The 18,655-nt window shown below is 53.7% G+C and carries 13 protein-coding genes and 2 pseudogenes; 1 reads left to right on the forward strand and 14 read right to left on the reverse strand.

Features of this window, described 5'->3' with window-relative positions:
* Nucleotides 1–17: 17 nt before the first annotated feature.
* Nucleotides 18–410 carry a DUF423 domain-containing protein gene (locus OMP38_RS05010; RefSeq protein WP_277564130.1) on the reverse strand — a complete coding sequence of 131 codons (393 nt, stop codon included), beginning with the start codon at nt 408–410 and terminating at the stop codon, nt 18–20.
* Between the two features lie 162 nt (nt 411–572).
* On the opposite strand from OMP38_RS05010, the gene OMP38_RS05015 reads away from it, so the two are divergent.
* A complete protein-coding gene (locus OMP38_RS05015) occupies nt 573–971 on the forward strand; it encodes a hypothetical protein (RefSeq protein ID WP_277564131.1) in 399 nt (132 codons plus the stop codon).
* Between the two features lie 6 nt (nt 972–977).
* Here the strand turns inward: OMP38_RS05015 and OMP38_RS05020 are convergent, their stop codons facing one another.
* The 13 genes and pseudogenes from OMP38_RS05020 to OMP38_RS05075 form a co-directional block, all read right to left on the reverse strand.
* Nucleotides 978–3,476 carry a DNA topoisomerase 3 gene (locus OMP38_RS05020; RefSeq protein WP_277564132.1) on the reverse strand — a complete coding sequence of 833 codons (2,499 nt, stop codon included), beginning with the start codon at nt 3,474–3,476 and terminating at the stop codon, nt 978–980.
* A 295-nt stretch (nt 3,477–3,771) separates the two neighbouring features.
* Nucleotides 3,772–4,218 (reverse strand): hypothetical protein, encoded by a 447-nt coding sequence (locus tag OMP38_RS05025; RefSeq protein WP_277564133.1) that lies wholly within the window; start codon nt 4,216–4,218, stop codon nt 3,772–3,774.
* A gap of 679 nt (nt 4,219–4,897) precedes the next feature.
* Nucleotides 4,898–6,358 carry a CoA-acylating methylmalonate-semialdehyde dehydrogenase gene (locus OMP38_RS05030; RefSeq protein ID WP_277564134.1) on the reverse strand — a complete coding sequence of 487 codons (1,461 nt, stop codon included), beginning with the start codon at nt 6,356–6,358 and terminating at the stop codon, nt 4,898–4,900.
* A 12-nt stretch (nt 6,359–6,370) separates the two neighbouring features.
* A pseudogene (locus tag OMP38_RS05035) lies at nt 6,371–7,550 on the reverse strand (iron-containing alcohol dehydrogenase).
* A 74-nt stretch (nt 7,551–7,624) separates the two neighbouring features.
* Nucleotides 7,625–8,608, reverse strand: coding sequence for a family 4 glycosyl hydrolase (locus OMP38_RS05040; protein WP_277564135.1), 984 nt, complete (start codon nt 8,606–8,608; stop codon nt 7,625–7,627).
* Nucleotides 8,553–8,954, reverse strand: a complete 402-nt coding sequence (locus tag OMP38_RS05045; RefSeq protein WP_277564136.1) for a family 4 glycosyl hydrolase — start codon at nt 8,952–8,954, stop codon at nt 8,553–8,555. Before OMP38_RS05045 ends, OMP38_RS05040 begins: the two co-directional genes overlap by 56 nt.
* A 44-nt stretch (nt 8,955–8,998) precedes the next feature.
* Complete coding sequence (locus tag OMP38_RS05050) at nt 8,999–10,984, reverse strand: hypothetical protein (RefSeq protein ID WP_277564137.1); 1,986 nt, start codon at nt 10,982–10,984, stop codon at nt 8,999–9,001.
* Nucleotides 10,981–11,058, reverse strand: coding sequence for a hypothetical protein (locus OMP38_RS35575; RefSeq protein WP_420869622.1), 78 nt, complete (start codon nt 11,056–11,058; stop codon nt 10,981–10,983). Before OMP38_RS35575 ends, OMP38_RS05050 begins: the two co-directional genes overlap by 4 nt.
* Before the next feature lie 3 nt (nt 11,059–11,061).
* Nucleotides 11,062–14,949 carry a carbohydrate binding domain-containing protein gene (locus OMP38_RS05055; protein ID WP_277564138.1) on the reverse strand — a complete coding sequence of 1,296 codons (3,888 nt, stop codon included), beginning with the start codon at nt 14,947–14,949 and terminating at the stop codon, nt 11,062–11,064.
* A 25-nt stretch (nt 14,950–14,974) separates the two neighbouring features.
* Entirely contained in the window at nt 14,975–15,859 is an 885-nt protein-coding gene (locus tag OMP38_RS05060) for a carbohydrate ABC transporter permease (protein WP_277565171.1), read from the reverse strand.
* A 21-nt stretch (nt 15,860–15,880) separates the two neighbouring features.
* Nucleotides 15,881–16,735, reverse strand: a pseudogene (locus tag OMP38_RS05065) (ABC transporter permease); the annotation flags it as partial.
* Between the two features lie 39 nt (nt 16,736–16,774).
* Complete coding sequence (locus tag OMP38_RS05070) at nt 16,775–17,101, reverse strand: hypothetical protein (protein ID WP_277564139.1); 327 nt, start codon at nt 17,099–17,101, stop codon at nt 16,775–16,777.
* The gene (locus tag OMP38_RS05075; protein WP_277564140.1) at nt 17,064–18,557 is read right to left on the reverse strand and encodes an extracellular solute-binding protein; all 1,494 of its coding nucleotides are present in this window, start codon (nt 18,555–18,557) and stop codon (nt 17,064–17,066) included. The genes OMP38_RS05070 and OMP38_RS05075 overlap by 38 nt, the downstream gene beginning before the upstream one ends.
* Nucleotides 18,558–18,655 lie beyond the last annotated feature (98 nt).

Genomic DNA, 18,655 nt, shown 5'->3' on the forward strand with positions numbered 1-18,655 from the left:
GTCGACTTGTCGGCGATTCAGGCCTCGCCTCGTCCGCCCTTGATAGCTGCGGCCGTAAGACATGCCCAGCCGGCCAGGAAAGCGACGCCTCCGAGCGGCGTAATCGCGCCCAGCCAGTCGATGCCGCTAAGCGCCAAAAGGTACAGGCTGCCGGAAAACAATACGGTGCCGATCAACAGCAGACGTGCGGACCAGCGCGTCAGCTTCAAAGCCGATGGGAGCCGTTCGGACAGCAGCGCCACCAGCAAAATGCCGAGACCGTGGTACATCTGATAGCGAACGCCGGTCTCGAAAACCTCCAAGTCATGCTCGGACAGCGTCTCTTTGAGCGAATGGGCGCCGAACGCGCCGAATGCCACGGCCAGGCCGGCGACGACGGCGCCGATGCCGACATACTTTTTGAGTAACATCTTCGTACCTCCAATGGATTGAGCTGGCATGCATTTGTTTTTATTCAAACATGGGCAGCGATGACGGAGTTACACTGTTTTTCCGTGTATCTAGGTGCTTATCGTGGCGCGATGTCGAAGTTACACGGTTTTTCCGCTTAACTCGGTGCTTATCGTGGCGCGATGCCGGAGTTACACGGTTTTTCCGTGTATCTCGGTGCTTATCGCGGCGCGATGCCGGAGTTACACGGTTTTTCCGTGTATCTCCGTGCTTATCGCGGCGCGATGCCGGAGTTACACGGTTTTTCCGTGTATCTCGGTGCTTATCGCGGCGCGATGTCGGAGTTACACGGTTTTTCCGTGTATCTCGGTGCTTATCGCGGCGCGATGTCGGAGTTACACGATTTTTCCGTGTATCTCGGTGCTTATCGCGGCGCGATGCCGGAGTTACACGGTTTTTCCGTGTATCTCGGTGCTTATCGCGGCGCGATGCCGGAGTTACACGGTTTTTCCGTGTATCTCCGTGCTTATCGCGGCGCGATGCCGGAGTTACGTGGTTTTGCCGCGTATCTCGGGCGATAATGGCCGTCAGTCCTCGATCGCCAGCCTGCCGGTGGACGGATCGGCCAGCACGATTCGCGCTTCGCGCGTCGAGCCGGCTTCGTCCCGCAAGCTAAGCTTGGACGTACGGCCAGTACGGATCAGCTCGGCTGCGAGCCGGTCGTCCAGCGCCATTCCGAAGCTGTCCCGCCAGACGACGAAGCCGCAGCCGGACTTGTACGCGCTGCAGCCGTAGCCTTTGCGGCCCATGAAAATGGAACCGTCGCAGCCCGGCCGGGGACATTTGGCGATGACGGCGGGCCGGGGAGCAGGCGGAGCTGCCGGTTCGGCGTCCGCCCTCGGCGTCGCCAAAGCCGTCGATGCCGAAACGGGAGCGGCCGCGCGCGACTTGGTACCCGTCGCGTCCGTCCCGCTCTTCGCGCGCGGCGAACGTCCGGCGGCCGCCTCGCCGACTGCGCCTTCGGCGCGCTTGCCCCCCGCGCCCTTCGTCCGGGTGCGCGTCGAAGCGCCGTCGGCACTTTCGCCGCCTTCGGCCCGGGTGCCGCCCTTGGCCCGGCCGCGCGGCCCCTTCGCCGCTTCGCCGTCGCCGCCGGCGTTGCCCTTGCCGCGCCCGCGACTCGCAGCCGGCTCGGGCTTCGCGAACGCCTCCTTCGTCGCCGGCCGCTGGACGCGGACCTTGTCGACGATGAGCCGCGTGAACTTCTGCACGTTGGCCATGAACACGTCGGCCGAGGCTTGTCCGCGCGAGATCTCGGCGAGCCGCCGCTCCCATTGTCCTGTCATCTCCGGAGAGGCGAGCAGCTCGACGCCGGCGCCGCGGATCAGTTGGATCGCCGATCTGCCCTTCGGCGTGATGACGATGCGCTTGCCCTGCATGTCCACATAGCCGACCTGCTTCAGCCGCTCGATCGTCGCCGCGCGCGTCGCAGGCGTGCCGAGTCCCGAGTCCTTCATCGCGTCGCGCAGCTCTTCGTCCTCGATCTGCTTGCCCGCGCTCTCCATCGCCTTCAGCAGCGTTCCTTCGGTGTACGGCTTCGGCGGCTGCGTCTCCTTCTCCTTGGCCTCGGCTTCGACGCACCGCACCGGCGCCTCCGCCTGCAGCGAGAAATCCCCGCTCGTCTCCACCTCTTCGCCGCGCTCGGACTCCCCATCGTCGTCCTTGCCGGCCGAAGGCGCATCGGATTTCCCTTTCTTCTCGCCTCCGCCGGACGCAGCGCCGCCCCCGGCGTCTTCGTAGACGACCTTCCATCCCTTGGCGATCATCTGCTTGACCGTCGTCTTGAACGTCTCGCCGGCTACCTCGGTGAGCACCGTGTGCACCTTGAACTCCGCCGGCGGGTAGAAATGCGAGACGAACCGACGCACGATCATGTCGTACAGCTTGCCTTCGTCCGGCGACAGCGCCCCCGCCTTCTTGGCCGTCGGCATGATCGCATGGTGGTCTTCGACCTTCGCCGGGTTGCAGACGCCTTTGTTGCCGGTGTGCACGAGCCGCTTGTTGCCCCCGGCCGCGATCGTCTCGAACGCCGTCCCGCGCAGCGCATCCAGCGCTTTGTGCATCTCCGGGATGTTCTCGTTGTTCACGTAATTGGAGTTGGTTCGCGGATAAGTGATAACTTTATGCTTTTCATAAAGCGCCTGCGCGACGTCCAGCGTCTTCTTGGCCGAAAAGCCGAGCTTGCCGTTCGCTTCGCGCTGCAGCAGGGTCAGATCGTAGAGCCGCCAAGGGTACTCCTTCGTATCCTTGACCTCGTAGCTCGCGATCCGGCCCTCTTTGCCCCGCGCCTTGTCCGCGATGGCCTTCGCCTTGTCTCCGTCCGAGATCCGCTCGCCCTGCCACAGCCCGCGGTATTCGGTCTCGCCCTGAACGAACTGCGCCGACACCTCGTAGAATTTGAGCGAGTCGAACGATTCGATCTGCACCTGGCGATCGTAGATAAGCGCCAGCACCGGCGTCTGAACCCGACCCACGGACAGCAGCTCGTTGTGCCGCGTCGTGAACGCGCGCGAGCCGTTCATGCCGATGAGCCAATCCGCTTCGCTGCGGGCTCTGGCCGCACGCGTCAGATTCTCGTATTCGGCCCCGTCCTTCAGCTCGTCGAAGCCCTTGCGGATCGTCTCGGCCGTGAGATCCGAGATCCACAGCCGCTTGACCGGCTGCGACAACCCGAGATGCCGCTGGATCAGCGAAAAAATATGCTGGCCTTCTCGCCCGGCGTCGCAAGCGTTGACCAGGCGGTCGCAGCGCTTCGCCACCTCGCGGATCGTCTCGAGCTGATCCTTCGTCCGCGGATTTGGCAGCAGCTTGAACCGGTCTGGAATAATCGGCAGATCGCCGAGCCGCCACTTTTTATATTTCTCGTCGTACAGGTCCGGTTCCGCAAGGCCGATCAGATGGCCGATGGCCCACGTGATAATATAATGTTCTCCTTCAAGGTAGGAGCGTCTGTTCTGGGCCTTCGGCTCGATGACGGCGGCGATATTGCGGCCCATGTCCGGCTTCTCCGCGATGACCAGGGTCTTCAACGGCGCTCTCCCTCCCGCATGGCGATCGTATAGGCGCATAGCGAACCCCCCGGCCGACAGAGGACCGTCGTCCGGGGGCGTGCTTCGCCGCGCTCGCGCTTTTATCCAAATGATAACACGACGGCGGCATTTTGCGCCACAGCGCCGCGGCCGCGACGGCGTACGTCCTCGCCCGGCATCTAACGCAGTCCGCATGAGAGCTATGTCGACAAAAGAGCCAGTGCTCGTAAGAGCCGTTATTAGCGACGGTTAATGAAATGGCCCAATCGTCCAGCATTTAAGAAAAAGAAGCCGATCATGTCCCAACTTGTTCTCGTTGCTGCAACAGCCACCTCGCATCTGGGAGCAGCAACACCGCCGCATCCAAGTCGACATGTTTCCCGCTTGGAGCTTTCACCTGATGAATAAACGCCTCAAGATGTCCATGGTCCAGCTTCTTCTTCAAACTGTTCGCAATCCCTGAGCTATCGATCCATTCCATGACCTTGAACCGATCAATTAACGCCTTCAAGGAGTCGATATGGGTAGCGATCTCGAAAGTCACCGTCTGACGCCCGATGTTGCCGGCGGCATCGGCCGCACTGACAAACAATGTGTGCGATCCGAGAGGAAGCGTATATAGCACAATCGGCTCGCCAGCCTGCAGATCCTGCCCGTCAAGCGATACGATAACATTTGCTTCTTCCGCTCCCGATCCATTATCCGATACCGTAATCGCAGGAACGAGATCGACGCTATCCATGTAAGCCGCTCCATTCGAAGCAGGCGACGTCATCGAGATATGGGGCGCCGTCGAATCGATGCGTATACTGGACGTTTGTATAGTCTCTTGATTCCCGGCATGATCGACCGAGCGATAGGAAACCGTGTAGATTCCATCTTTAGCGAACGAGATAGGCGTTTAATACGCCATCCAGGTTGCACCGCTCTCTAGGCTATATACGGTATCCGCCACTCCAGATGTCGAGTCGGACGTGTGCAGCGTCATGGTTGCCGGGTGGATGTACCAATCATCTAAACCGACAGGTTCCGCAGGCGACCACCCGGCGGTCGTCCGATACTGGAACCGTATCATATCGCCGTCCTGTTTGAGGATTACCGGTGAAGAATACGGTTGCAAGTATGTTCCGCCATCCAAGCTATAGGACAGAGAGGACGAGTTGCCGACGGAACTTAAACTTAGTATTCCGCCGAAACAGGTGTGTCGTTCGTGTGCTGGAAACGGTCATCATCGCCATCGAAGTTCTCAGGTTGGTACTTCGCGATGCCAATCTTCGGCGAATGTGCGTAAAGCTTGCTTATATCTGCAGCATCGTCGATAAAATCGGCTTTCGTGCGCTGTGTCGGGAAGCTAAAGTCGGTCCGGGGGGGGTGGTTTGGCAACATACGCGCACTGCTGGAAGGATAAGGAAACTATTGGCCTAGTAGCGAGCCGTCAACATTTTTTTGCGCGTATAGAACTGGACCCCGTCTCGTCCGTTGGCATGCAGGTCGCCGTAGAACGACTTCTTATAGCCGGAGAACGGAAAGAAGGCCATCGGAGCAGGCACTCCCATATTGATTCCGAGCATGCCCGCGTCGATTTCGTCGCGGAATTGCCGCACTGCTTTGGCGCTGTCAGTATACAGGCAAGCTCCGTTGGCAAACTCGGAAAGATTGGCCATCCGAATGGCTTCAGTCAAATCGGCGGCGCGTACGATGGATAGAACGGGGGCGAAGATTTCATTTTGCCAGATTTTCATCTCAGACGTCACATGATCGAAGAGCGTTGGTCCAACAAAATATCCTTCGCCGTCGACAGCAATATCGCTTCTGCCGTCTCGGACGAGCAAAGCCCCTTCCTTCTCTCCTGTCTCGATATATTGAATGGTCCTTGCTTTGTGGGCCTCTCGGATGACAGGACCTAGGAAGTTACCTGGTTCCATACCGTTGCCGATGGTCAGCTTATTGGCTTCTTCCGTCAACCTGGCGACCAGTTTGTCGGCGATTTCTCCGACAGCAACGACTACGGCGCAAGCCATGCACCTTTCCCCTGCCGAGCCGAAAGCGGCCGCGATAATGTTTTTTACTGCAATGTCTAGATCTGCATCAGGCAGAACGATGGAATGGTTTTTGGCTCCCGCGAGCGCCTGCACCCGCTTGCCATTGACTGCGCAGGTCCGGTACACATATTCTGCGACAGGCTGGGATCCGACGAACGACACCGCTTTGACATCTTTATTTTCCAACATGCCGTTCACGACATCGTGTGCGCCATGAACAATATTAAGCACGCCTGGCGGAAGACCCGCATCAGCGAACAATTCAGCCAACCGATTGGCGAGCAGCGGTGTGCGTTCGGATGGCTTCAGCACGAATGTATTCCCGCATGCGATGGCTAGAGGGAACATCCAGCAAGGAACCATCATTGGAAAGTTAAACGGCGTAATGCCTCCTACGACGCCAATCGGATAGCTATACATGCCGGATTCGATTCCGGTCGCGATATCCGGCAGTTGCGTGCCCATCATCAATGTCGGGGCGCTGGCGGCAAACTCCACGCATTCGATGCCGCGCAGCACTTCTCCGTAAGCTTCTTCATAATTTTTGCCGTTCTCCTGCGTAATCAGTCGGGCGAGCTCCTCCCAATGATCTACGAGCAACTGGTGATAGCGGAAAAGCAACCGCGCCCGTTTAGGTACGGGGGTGCGGCTCCAATCCGTGAATGCTTCCCGGGCGGCCATCACAGCATTGTTCAAATCTTCGCGGGTGGAGAAAGGTACATAGGCCAGCGGTTCGCCTGTAGCCGGATTCGGAACGATATCGGTTCTCTCCGATGAGGAGGAAATCCATTGTCCTCCGATGAAGTTCCGGAGCGTTTGCGGAGCAGCTGTCGTGCTCATAAGGGGACCTCCTCAGATGTCGGAAAAATCGTAATTGTAGCATTCTTGATAAAGATGTGAGATCTCTTCATGCGTCGGCACCCGCGGATTGTTCGCTGGACTGCCGCTGGCTAGTGCATCCGTGGCCATTTTTGCTGTCATTTGATCGAAGTGCGCTTGGTTAACTCCCCAGGTTTTAAGATTGGGAATTTGCAAGTCCCGACACAATTGCTTGATCTCCAGAACGGCTAAATCAGCCAATTCCTCTTCGGAAAGACCATTGGCATCCGGACGAAAAAGCGTTCCGATTCGAGCCAAGCGTGAGGTAGCGCTGTCACGCGTAAATTTCATGACAACCGGAAGAAGCATCGCATTGGACATGCCATGGGGCACATGGAACAACGCTCCGATCGGACGCGACATGCCGTGAACCAAGGTAACCGAAGCGTTGGAGAACGCCGTGCCTGCCATCATGGATGCGAGCATCATGTGGTCTCTGGCTTCTTCGTTGCGTCCGTCCTGATAGACGGAACGGATATTGCGGACAATCAACTCGATTGCCCCCAGAGCCAGATGATCGGTTAACGGCTGGGCCTTGCGCGAAATATAGGCTTCCAGCGCATGACAAAGCGCGTCTATGCCAGTGGACGCGGTGACCAGCGGGGGGAACGGATAAAGTCAAGGTAGAATCGATTATCGCAGCTGCGGGCATAAGGGCATTGTGTTTGATCATGATCTTGACATCGTCTTTGCTATGAATGATGACAGATACGTTCGTTACTTCGGAACCAGTGCCCGCCGTGGTCGGTATGGCGATTAACGGAATGGGTTTATCCGCAATCGCTTGCTGAAGGTCTCCAAGGTCGTTGATCTGTTCGCCAGAAGCTATGACAGAGACGGCTTTCGCCGCATCGATACAGCTTCCCCCGCCCAACGCGATAATGACATCGCATTGATTTTCTTTCAGAACTTGTAAAGCCTCAGCCACATGTAGGTCGGTAGGTTCCGAATTGACATCCAAATATGTGGCCACGGTCAAGCCGCTGCTGCGCAGATCATCGATACAGAGATTTACCTTGCCTGATCTCTCAAGATTCCGGTCGCTGATTAGAAGCGCTCTTTTGCCAAACTCGGAAGCCTGATTTCCAAGCTCGGCTAATGAGCCGCGTCCATAATGCAGCACTTGAGGCAAACGATATTGTGCGTAACTCACGAAGGACGCTTCCTTTCTAGTCGCTAATATACTCGTTTCGCTTTCATAGATAATCGTCGACAGATCCTTGCTGTCTATCCGTTCCAATGCTTAAATTGCGGCAAATAGTCGCGGTTCGCGGCAAACATCTCGTCAACCATCTGTTTGATCTCGTTTAAACTCAGTACAGCGGCAGTGAGCGGATCGTTCGCGATGGCATGAAACACTTTGCGCGGATCTCCGGTCATCGAACCTTCGACGGCAAGCATCTCGTTAATTGCGTTCACCGTATTGAGGGCAGCCAGTTGGCTAGGCAACGCTCCGATCGATATCGGTTCAAATCCGGATTTGGAAGCGAGGACCGGAACCTCCACGCAAGCATCCAGCGGCAAATTCGTAATGTAGCCGCGGTTGCGGATGTTTCCGGAGAACTTGAACAATGTACCGTCTCCGAGCACGGCGTTAAAGATGTCCGACGCGTACTCGTGACTGCGCTTCAAATCGATCTCCTCCTTGTTCAGCCATGTCAAAATCTCGTCCTTCCACGTCGTTTGCCGGTTCTTGTAATCGTCTAATATAAATGCGTGTACCCCAGGGTTCCAGTTAGTGCCATGAGTACAATACTTTTCTATTAAGTCTGCCCGCTTGCGAAACCAAGAATTGTACTCGGAATTATGCCCGCTAGATTCGGTCACGTAATAATCCAGATGCAGGAACATCTCGTTGCGGACTAATTCAGCATTGTAAATTTCCGGCCGGCTCAAAATGGCTTCTCTAATAAGCGGAATAGCGTCCTTGCCGTTCCACTTATACGCGAGAAACCAAGCCTGATGATTGATGCCGCCGCACAGATAGCTGACATCTTTCGTGTCGGCGCCGATCCATTCCGCCAGCATTTCCGCAGTCCCCTGGACGCTATGGCACAATCCGATCACGTTTACGTTCGTATAATTTTGCATGGCGTTGCACAGCATCGTCATCGGATTCGTATAGTTCAGGAATACCGCGTCGGGACAATATTTTTCAATATCCCGGCAGATGTCCAACATGACCGGAATCGTGCGTAACGCGCGGAACACGCCAGCCGGCCCGCGCGTGTCGCCAACATTGATGTCGACACCGTACTTTTTTAGGGATTTCAATATCATGCCGCCATACATCGACGCTGTTCGCAAGAATCGTACATACGACGCCGTCCGCTCCTTGCAGCGCCTCGGCACGATTGGTCGTTGCCACCACCTTCGCAGGGTAGTTGCCTGCGGCGATAATTTTATCCACGGCTTGCTTGATGAATTCGAGACGCTCTTGATCGACGTCCATCAACGCGATTGTACAGTCCGCAAACGCCGGGAACGACAAAATGTCTCGCACCAAATTTCGTGTAAAGCCGAAGCTGCCTGCACCGATAAACGTAAATTTTTTCATTCGAAATTCCCTCCGGAAATCATTTTAAAGTAGGTTAATGCGGCTCAATTACTAGATTCAGTTGAATAAACTATAAAATCCCACGGGAGAATGTTATCAACTTTCAAATAGGTTTTGTTTTTGTCCAAGCGAATGTTCTTCTCGGGCACGGCCGAAGCCGCTCCATCATGACCGAGACGATACAACTGAGGTACGGGCCATGCAATTTCCGTTTCGAACGTGCCTGTATCGTCGAAATTGGCGTTTACGAGCAGGATCATCGCTTGTGACTTATCAGCAGAAGCCCTAACGAATGGAACGACTTTTAATCCGCTGTGAAATGCCGTTACCGGCAACTGATCTCTGCTGATCCATTGGAAAGCCTGATGCAGCTGGCTTCTTTTCGCCTCGGAATACAAGCTGATCCAGGGAGCATAGCCATGTACGGCAACCCGGCCGCCCAAGCTATTCTCATGGATTGTAAAAGTAGCGCCCAGTAGTTGACCTGAGTAGCTGATCAGTTCGCTTAACACGCGAACCTCGGCATTGTGCAACGGCTGAAGCACGTAGCCCGCTTCATTGTAAACCGTAATTCTCCCGTCTCGGTGTTCCCCGGCGTATGGCTCGTTGAGGGGGTCTAAAGTAAACCGTTCCAGCACGCCGTTATCGTACACTTTCGCAATCGACACGCCGCAATATTCGCCAAGCCCCATTTCCGCAAGCGTTTCGAGCGCCGTTCCATCCAGAAAGACTCCCTTGGCCAGCATGGCTTTCAATTGTTCGTAAGTATACGCTTGCGCCATTTCACCGCTCAAAATGATCCCGCAGGCCGCGTCCTCCATCATAGTTAACGGAAAACCGATCTCATGCAGGGCACCGGGTTTATCCGCTTCTTGCGGCACGCCAAACCAGCCCCGCTCGCCGACTTTACGTTTGGCTTCAAAATTCGGGGACATCGCGGGATACAAACCGAGGCTAGGCCATGAGCCGGCAATGCGATTCATTTTTTCCCAGAGCGGCTTCATATGGACCATCTCTTTCAGCCAAGCTGCATGCTCGCCGGTAGAACCTTTCTCCAATTTGAGAATATGCGCGGCGATGCCGTTCATCCCGCCGGCAATCATTATCGTATTTTCGGTCATCATCGTACGGATGGATTTCTTCAACCGCTGTTGCGGGAACGTCTCCAGTTCGTATTGAATGTCGTATACAAAATGGGGATAAAGAGCCGCCTGGCGCGCGCATTCCATCCATTTGCGAAGCATCCCGACCGGCGTCCGATCCTCGAAATAACCGCCCCCCGGTCTGCCTTTAACGGCACTCAACGCTGTCATCCACCGCTCGAAGGCGGCTCCGGAATACGTTCTCCACTCCAATCCTGCGGTCATCAGACCTAATTCGATCCCCTCGTCGATCTCATGTACCGCATGCTTGATCACCGACGCGAGCCGCTCCAGCGTCGCGATATTATGCTCCACCCACCATTCGCGAAATTGGCCGCCTTCCGGCGCATTCAGCAAATCAACCAACTCTTCGCGGGTAAATGAACAATCGTGCTTGCCATTAAATATTTCCAAGCAAGTGTCGCAAAAGCATGGAAAATCGACCGGCAGGTGATGGTGAATGCGCAGATCGTCGTCTACCCAGATGAAATCAAGCCCAGTATCCGCCAGCAGGCGGTATTTGTCCCTCGTATAAGTCAGAAACGATTGATCATTTGGACAAAATGAGCCGATCCCTAGCGTTCCGTCATGACCGACCATCGGTTGCCCCCGGAACGGCGTCCAATCCCAGGCGTCGTTCATGTGACCGATCGTGATCGCATTCACGCCTACGGAGAAACCGTCTTCCTTCAGCTGCCGAACTCTTGTCGCCATCGTCCCGCACTCGTCCGCAAATTCGTCGAGAGGCGTGTAACCGCTCATCCGATATTCTAAAATCAAACCCAATTCGTCGATTGCGCCTTTATAAGGATTTAGCAGCCTTCGCAGTTCTTCGAACTCGCGATTCTCCATAAATCTCGCTGGCCAAATTCGTAAAGATAATTTCATGGCAGAGCCCCTCCCAGCTTCCGGCTACTATTCTTTGCAAAAGAAAGGACACCACCCCGAAAGGCGGTGTCCACCAGTCAAGACATTTTTCTCAAGCTGCTGTCGTCCATATAGAAATTCCCCGTTTGACCGGTATTCGTGAAGATGCGCAGCTGCGCCGTCTCCAATGTTCCGGTCCACGTGACGTTGAAGTTATACCAAATCTTCGTCCAGTCGGCGAAGCTTTGGAACGATTGGCTGATCCATTTCTGTTGCCCTCCGTCATACTGAAGCCAGATTTGAATGATTCCGCTCTGACTGCCACTGCCGGCTTTCAGCCAGGCAGATGCTTCGTAAAGACCTTGTCCATTAGCGAGTAACAAGCTCTTGACATCCTGCCGGGGTCCCCCGTACTCGTCAGATCTGCTCGTCACGTAGACCGCTTTACTGCCTCCGTGAATAGGACTCGTGATACTACTAAGTACGGCTGCTCCATCAGTCGTCCATCCCGCTGTACCGCTCTCGTAGTCGGAATTTGTCAGTAGTTCTGAAGTATACGCGGCAGTCGTAATGCTCCACACCGGACCTATCGCGGAGCCCGCCGCGCCTTTCTCGCCGATTCGCCAGTAGTACGTCGTGTTGGGCGAAAGTGTCCCCGGATTAAAAGACGTGCTTTTCTGGTCGCGAATCAACGGCGGCGGGTTCGTTGTTCCGAAGTATACATCGTGCGACGATGCCCATCCGAAAGGCGACCATGAAAGATCAGTCGAAATGCTGACGCCCGTTGCCCCATTTGCCGGTGAAGGACTCTTGGCAGGACCTAGCGGGAACGGTTTGCCTTCCTTCTTCAAACTGATGTCGTCCGCATAGAAATTCCCGGTTTGACCGGCATTCGTGAAGATCCGAAGCTGTGCTGCTTCCAGCGTTCCGGTCCATGTCACATTGAGCGTATACGATAATTGGGTCCAATCGCTGAAGTTCGCGAATCCTGCGCTATACCAGGATTGCTTGCCGCCGTCGTATTGAAGCCAAATCTGCGCAATCCCGCTCATCGTGCCGCTTGCGGATTTGAGCCAAAGGGACGTTTCATAGTCGCCCTGCCCGCTGGCGAGCAACAGATTCTTAATATCTTGCCGCGGTCCTCCGAATTCATCGGAGCGACTCGACACCAGAACGGCCTTGCTGCCTCCGTGAACAGGGCTTGTGCCAGCGGTTAAGGTTGCTGCCCCGTCGGATGTCCAACCGGTAGTTCCGCTTTCGAAGCCGGGATTGCCAAGAAGTTCCGCAGGAGGGGTAGTCGTCGTGAAGCTCTTTACGGTCCCGGCTGTCGTACCGCTGTTGTTCTTCTCGTCAATCCGCCAATAATAAGTTGTGTTACCGCTAAGCGGACCAGGCCTATAAGCCGTTCCCGACTGATTTCGCACGAACGGCGGCGGATTGCTTGTTCCGAAGTACACGTCGTGCGAAGCCGTGCCTAAGCCGGCAGTCCATGATACCGTCGGGGCAAGGCTTACATCCGTTGCGCCGTTTGCGGGCGCATAGACCCCTGCCGTTCCCGGCGCAGTCAGCGGCGCTTTCCTCGTTAAACTGATGTCATCCGCATAGAAATCGCCTGTTTGACCGGTATTCGTATAAATCCGAAGCTGCGCATCTTCCAAATTCCCGGTCCATGTAACGCCAAGTGTGTCCGAAAGATTCGTCCAGTTGTTAAAACTCGTAAAAGCATTACTGAACCATGCTTGCTGGCCACCGTCATACTTCACCCAGATTTGCATAATTCCGCTCATAGATCCGCTTACGGATTTGAGCCAAGAAGAAACTTCATAGTTGCCTTTGCCATTGGCGAGCAAAATACTTTTTATATCTCTTCGCGGTCCTCCGTATTCGTCAGTGCGGCTTGTCACTTTAACCGCTTGGCTGCCCCCGTGAATCGGTGTCGTGACGCCGGTCAACGTCGCGGAGCCGAAGGCGTTCCAGCCTGTCGTACCACTTTCGAAACCCGGGTTGCTAAGCAGTTCCGCCGAATACAGGCTTGTCGTAAAACTCCGCACCGTGCCGATTGCAGTGCCTCCGGAACTACGCTCATCGATCCGCCAATAATAGGTCGTGTTGCCGGCAAGTGTGTCTGGCGTATAAGTAGTGCCCGACTGGTTCTTGACGAACGGCGGCGGATTGCTCGTTCCAAAGTACACATCGTGCGAAGCGGCGCCGCTTCCGGCAGTCCATGATATCGAAGGAGTCGCGCTCACGCCGATCGCGCCATTCGAAGGAGTAGGACTCGTTGCAGCACCGGGAGCAGTTTGTCCTGCCTCGGGCACGCTCTGGACGTTAGTAATTTCATAAAAAACAACGCCATGATGGGAAATATCATCCACGAAGTCCAGTCGGTTGCCGCTCACGGTTACTTCCTGCGTAGTTGAAAATAGCTCACCTTGGTTTTTATATATGCCGTTGTTTTCCAACCAGAAGTTTCGATCGGACGCGTTCAACAAATTCCAAGGCAAATTGGCGCTGTACTTGGACCAAAAATAGGAACTGTCTGTTAGCCCGCGATTGCTCTGATCCAGCCACCATCTGCCCCACCAGTTGCCGTGCGATTCGTCCAAAATCCATTTCTTAACCGTTACTGTACTTCCGCTGACTGGCGCGATGTTACGAAGAGAATGTGTTACGGTTTCCGTTGTCGTCGCATTTCCATCCGCATTGTTGTTGAAAACCAATACATGGGCAGTGTTCGCCGCACTGTTTAAGCCGGCCATTCCGTCAACTTCATCCGCCGGGTTAGCGGATGAACCTGACTTTGCCAGCGAAGCCAACCGGTCGCCTGACATCCGATAGACAAGATCGCGGACGTTCCCCGATACCGATTTGACATCGTCAACGCCTGCCACTTGCGTATAGTCCCAGAACTCGAACCAATCCAAATCATTATCTACTGCAAACTTAAAGATTTTGGCGTCCGAAGACCCTTCTATGGGATGCTGAACGGAGCGGCTTGCCAGCGGCCGATTGTCCCAACCTGTCAGAATATGCCCTTCGTCCATGCCATACTCCAAATTGGTATATCCGATCGAATTCGCGTAATTGCGAAGCGGCGTAAGGCTGTTCAGAAATCTGGCGCTGTCAAAGCCGACCGGAGTCACATCGTAATAAGAAATCGATATAAAATCCAGTTGCGTTCCGATCGTCCCCCGTTTGTAGTTGGTCCCACTCTTCAGATGGTCTAACAAATCCTTTTCGTCCCAGTATCCGGCCCCGTTCCCCGAAATACTGTGTGCGCCGACTTGAACGTTCTCCGGTCCGAGCGCATCTTCCAGCCCGGCAACCGTGTAGTCGTACAATTTCAAATAGGCGGTTTTTGTGCTTGTCGGATCCCCGGCGTCGAACCATTCAGCGTTGTTGAATTCCTGCATCACTCCCCATTTCCACGTTCTTACCTCGGAAAGTCCGAATTGATCGACCAGAGCATTCGCCATCGCTTTAATATAATTGTAGTAAGCGTCATAATCGGAAGGTGGCTGATCGTTCGTTCCTGTTACGCCGATGTGTGGATGGGCGCTAAGTTTCAGCGGAACGCTTCCTGTCTTCATGTACGGCTTCAATCCTTGACGAACGAGGTTGGCAGCCGCATTGATCAGGTTGTCGAACTTGTAGTCCGTCAAGTTGCTGCGGTCGTTCGGATTGACGAAGAGATCTCGCTCAACGCTGCCTCCGGTTGCCGCTATCAACTGCACATATTTTACATATGGAAACTGCGTGGCAAAATAATCGGCCGGCATAACGCTATTCGGGATTACGCTATCGTCCTTCCACCAGTTGAGGTCGTAATCAACCGCTTCGCTGAACTTATTGGTAATCGTCTTGCCCAAGTTATTGAGATCGAAAGATAGCGAACTGGTCCCTGCTGCGCGGGCTTCCGGCAGGGCAACGGTGGGAACAAACAAAATCAAGCTTAGGAGTATACAGCAAATACGATGAAATCGCATAAATTTAACACTCCCCGGATTGGAATCAGCCCTTAACGCTCCCCAGTACAATCCCTTTCATGAAGAAACGCTGCAGAAACGGATACGCAAGTAAAATGGGTAGTGAGGCTGCGAAAATTTGCGCCGCCCTGCCCGTGCGGTCATTCACTTTGAAATAAAGCTCGGCTTCTTGCGCCGTCATTTGGGATAAATCCTTCACGATGATGTTGACCTGCAAAAACGTTTGCAACGGATAGTTCTCGGGGCGATTCATGAATATAAGCCCGTCGAACCAGCTGTTCCAATGATAGACGATTGTAAAAAGCATGACGGTTGCCAGTGCCGGCAGCGAAACGGGCACATAGATGCGCCATAAAATCGTCCAATGGTTCGCGCCGTCCAGTTTGGCCGACTCCTCCAGCTCCTTAGGCAAATTCCGAAAAAAATTGAGAAGCAGCACCACATTAAATACCTGCACGGCTGACGGAAGGACAAGCGCCCACAACGAATCGATTAGTCCTGTCTCCTTAACGGCTATATAGTACGGAATCAGTCCTCCGCTAAAAAGCATCGTGAAGACCAGTAGCCAGACGTACAATGTACGGAAACGGAACTGTTTATTATCTTTGGATAGCGGATAAGCCAGCAGCGTGATCAGCAGCATGCTGAGTGGAACGCCAAGGGCGACTCGCTGCAGCGAAACCCATGAAGCGGCAATAAACGCCGGTTTTCCGAATACGTTCTCATAAGAGGCGCTTGTAAAATCGACCGGCCACAGCTTGACTTCACCGGCCGTAACTGCTGAGGCGGAGCTAAAGGAAATCGCTAAAACATGAATAATGGGAAGGATGCAGCTGAGCGCGACCAGCGATAAAAAAACATAATTAAACAAGGCAAACAGTCGGTACCCGGCACTTCTGTTATATTTCAATAAACGCCACGTCCCGTCTAAAAAAATCCTGTAATTGGCATAACGATAAGCTAGCATATATGAGATCGAGATCAGCATGAAAGAGATAACCGATTTGAATAATCCTACCGCCGTCGATACGCCGTATTGGAATTGCAACAATCCGATCCGGTACACAAAAGTGTCAATGATATCGCCGGTTTCGTAAACTTGCGGGCTGTAGAGATTAAAAATTTGATCAAAACCAGCGTTTAATACGTTTCCAAGACTTAAGGTCGCCATCAGTACAACTACCGGCGTCATGCCCGGGAGCGTAATGTGCCATGTTTGCCGCCAGCGGTTTGCCCCGTCCGCTTCGGCCGCCTCGTACAACGTCGGACTTATTGCCGTTAATGCGGCCAAATAGACGACTGTGCTAAATCCGAATTCCTTCCATATGTCGGACAGAACAACCGTAAATCGAAACCACCCGTTGTCGCCGAGGAAGTAAACTGGATTTGCGCCGAACCAGCCGAACAACGAATTAACGATTCCCGAAGTGGGCGACAAAATGTCGATTAATATACCGCTCAAAATAATCCAAGACAAGAAATGAGGTAAATAAATGAGCGTTTGAACCGTCCTTTTGAATACGTTTCTTTTGACTTCGTTTAATAAAAGCGCCGCCGCTACTGGAACGACAATACCGACTGCGATTTTCGCAACGGCGATAATGACTGTATTCGTAATGATTCGAGGCGTGTCCGGCATCAGGAAGACGTATTCGAAGTTGTCCCAGCCGATCCATGGGGAACCGAAGATCCCCTTGGCGGGCAAAAACTTCTTGAACGCGATAATCGCTCCAACCATTGGACCGTAGCTGTAAATGAAGATCAGCAGCAAACCCGGCAACATCATCAAATGCAGCAGTCCGTTTTGTTTCCATTCCTTATGCAACTAACCGTTCACCTCTTTGAGGGAGGAGAAGAAGACGGGCTGTGTCCGCGACCAAGCTGCGTCTTCTTCTTTTCCATACCTCTCAATTCTTAATTTTATTGCATCTTTTTTGTACCAATCGTTCACTTCAGCTGTAATTTGATCGCCGCCAAGCTTCTTCCATTCAGCGATGAATTTGTCATATTCGCTAACCGGTGCACCCAGTATGATTTTGGTCCAGACTTCGGCTTGCTTAGCCTGCAGGACGCTGAGCTTATCTCCCATCGTAGGCGTCGGCGCGCCGTAAAATTCATCGAAGTAAAATCTGTCTTTTTTTGTAAGCCTCATACATCTGGGCCATCGTTCCGCCTTCACCGGCGACGAGGTACTGACTCCAACTCGCCCCGTCGATCTGACCTTCCTTGTATTTCTTTGCCGCTTCGTATCTCGCGTTGCGGTCTACGTCTTTCCCGAGGAGCGAAACATCCCCGGTTTGCAAAGCCCGCGGAATAAGATCGCCCGAGACCACGTTACTATCCTGGGAGAAGACGACGATCGGGTTGATTGCATAGAAGAAGTGTCCTGTGTCTTTCTTGGCTTTCCCGAATACGAGCAAGCCGTTTTCTTCTGTCGGATGAAGGACATAATCGATCCATTCGTTCAACAGTTTGATGACCGCTTCCGGATTTTTGGCATTTTTATTGATTACGTAATACTGCGGAACAGCCGCTGTCGTCGGGCTTAAAGCCGGCTGGTCGTCCACCGAAACAATCGGATAAGGAGCCCAATCCTGTACGACCTTACCGTCTTTAACCGCGCTTGTAGCCAGAGGGAAGCTGTTCCAGAACCAACCGTACATGAGCCCGACACGGTCGCCCGCCATTAATTCCAATGCTTTCGAATCGTCTTTCACGCCGAACTCCGGATCGATTTGCCCGGCTTTGAACAAGTCTTGCAATTGTTGCAACGCTACCTTCATCCGCGGATCTAGGCTGCCAAATTGCAAATTGCCCGCTGCATCCTTGACCCACATATCCGGATATAAATGATACCCGCTGAAAAATCCCGAAAGATTCAATGTCTTGGACAAGGAAAGTCCGAAAGCTTTGCCTTTGCCTCCGGTATCCCGTTTGGCGAACGCTTCGGATATTTTAAGAACATCGTTCATCGTTTTGGGCTCCGGCAAGTTCATTTCCTTCAGCCAGTCTCTCCGAACCCAAACATAACTCGTCCGGTTATAGGGACTGTTCGTTTCCGGAATCGCCATCAGTTTTCCGCCGAACGTTGCCGTCTTCATTTGCCGCCCGCCGTCTTTAGTAAACTCGCTTTTCGTATCCGCAGAAGCGTACTTGTCCCACACTTCCGTCAAATCCATGATCATGTCGTTATCAATAAGTTGCTGTAAATCGTTTGCCCCCGCCAGGAAAAAATCGGGCAAATCGTTGGAAGCGATGGCGATCTTCAACTTGTTGCTATAATCGTTTGTGACCGTCCATTTGTTTTTGATCTCGATGCCCAATTTTTCTTTGTAATAATCGTAAATGGCATTGTGGTCGATATTCTCGCCTTCATCGAAATATTGATCGGAAGGGATCGTGCGAATCGTGGATAGTTGAATCGGAGGATCGTATTTGGTTCCGCTTTCAGCGGTTGGGGCTGCCGAACCTTCCCCTGCATTGGTTGATTGTTCTGATGCTTTGGCGGATTCGGCCGTATCTTCATTCCGATTGCTGCACGCTGCGACTAATACAAGTATCAATGCCAGACAAACCGACAACAGTCTTCGCGCTACTTGCCGCTTCATATTCAATCCCCCCCGTTTGTGAGTTCAACTGCAAGCGTACCTTAACTGTCATAACATTTTTCGTTCCTTCTTAACGTCCTCCTGTCTCCTTCATTGTA

The sequence above is a fragment of the Cohnella ginsengisoli genome (assembly GCF_029525555.1).
Taxonomy (GTDB): Bacteria; Bacillota; Bacilli; order Paenibacillales; family Paenibacillaceae; genus Cohnella; species Cohnella ginsengisoli.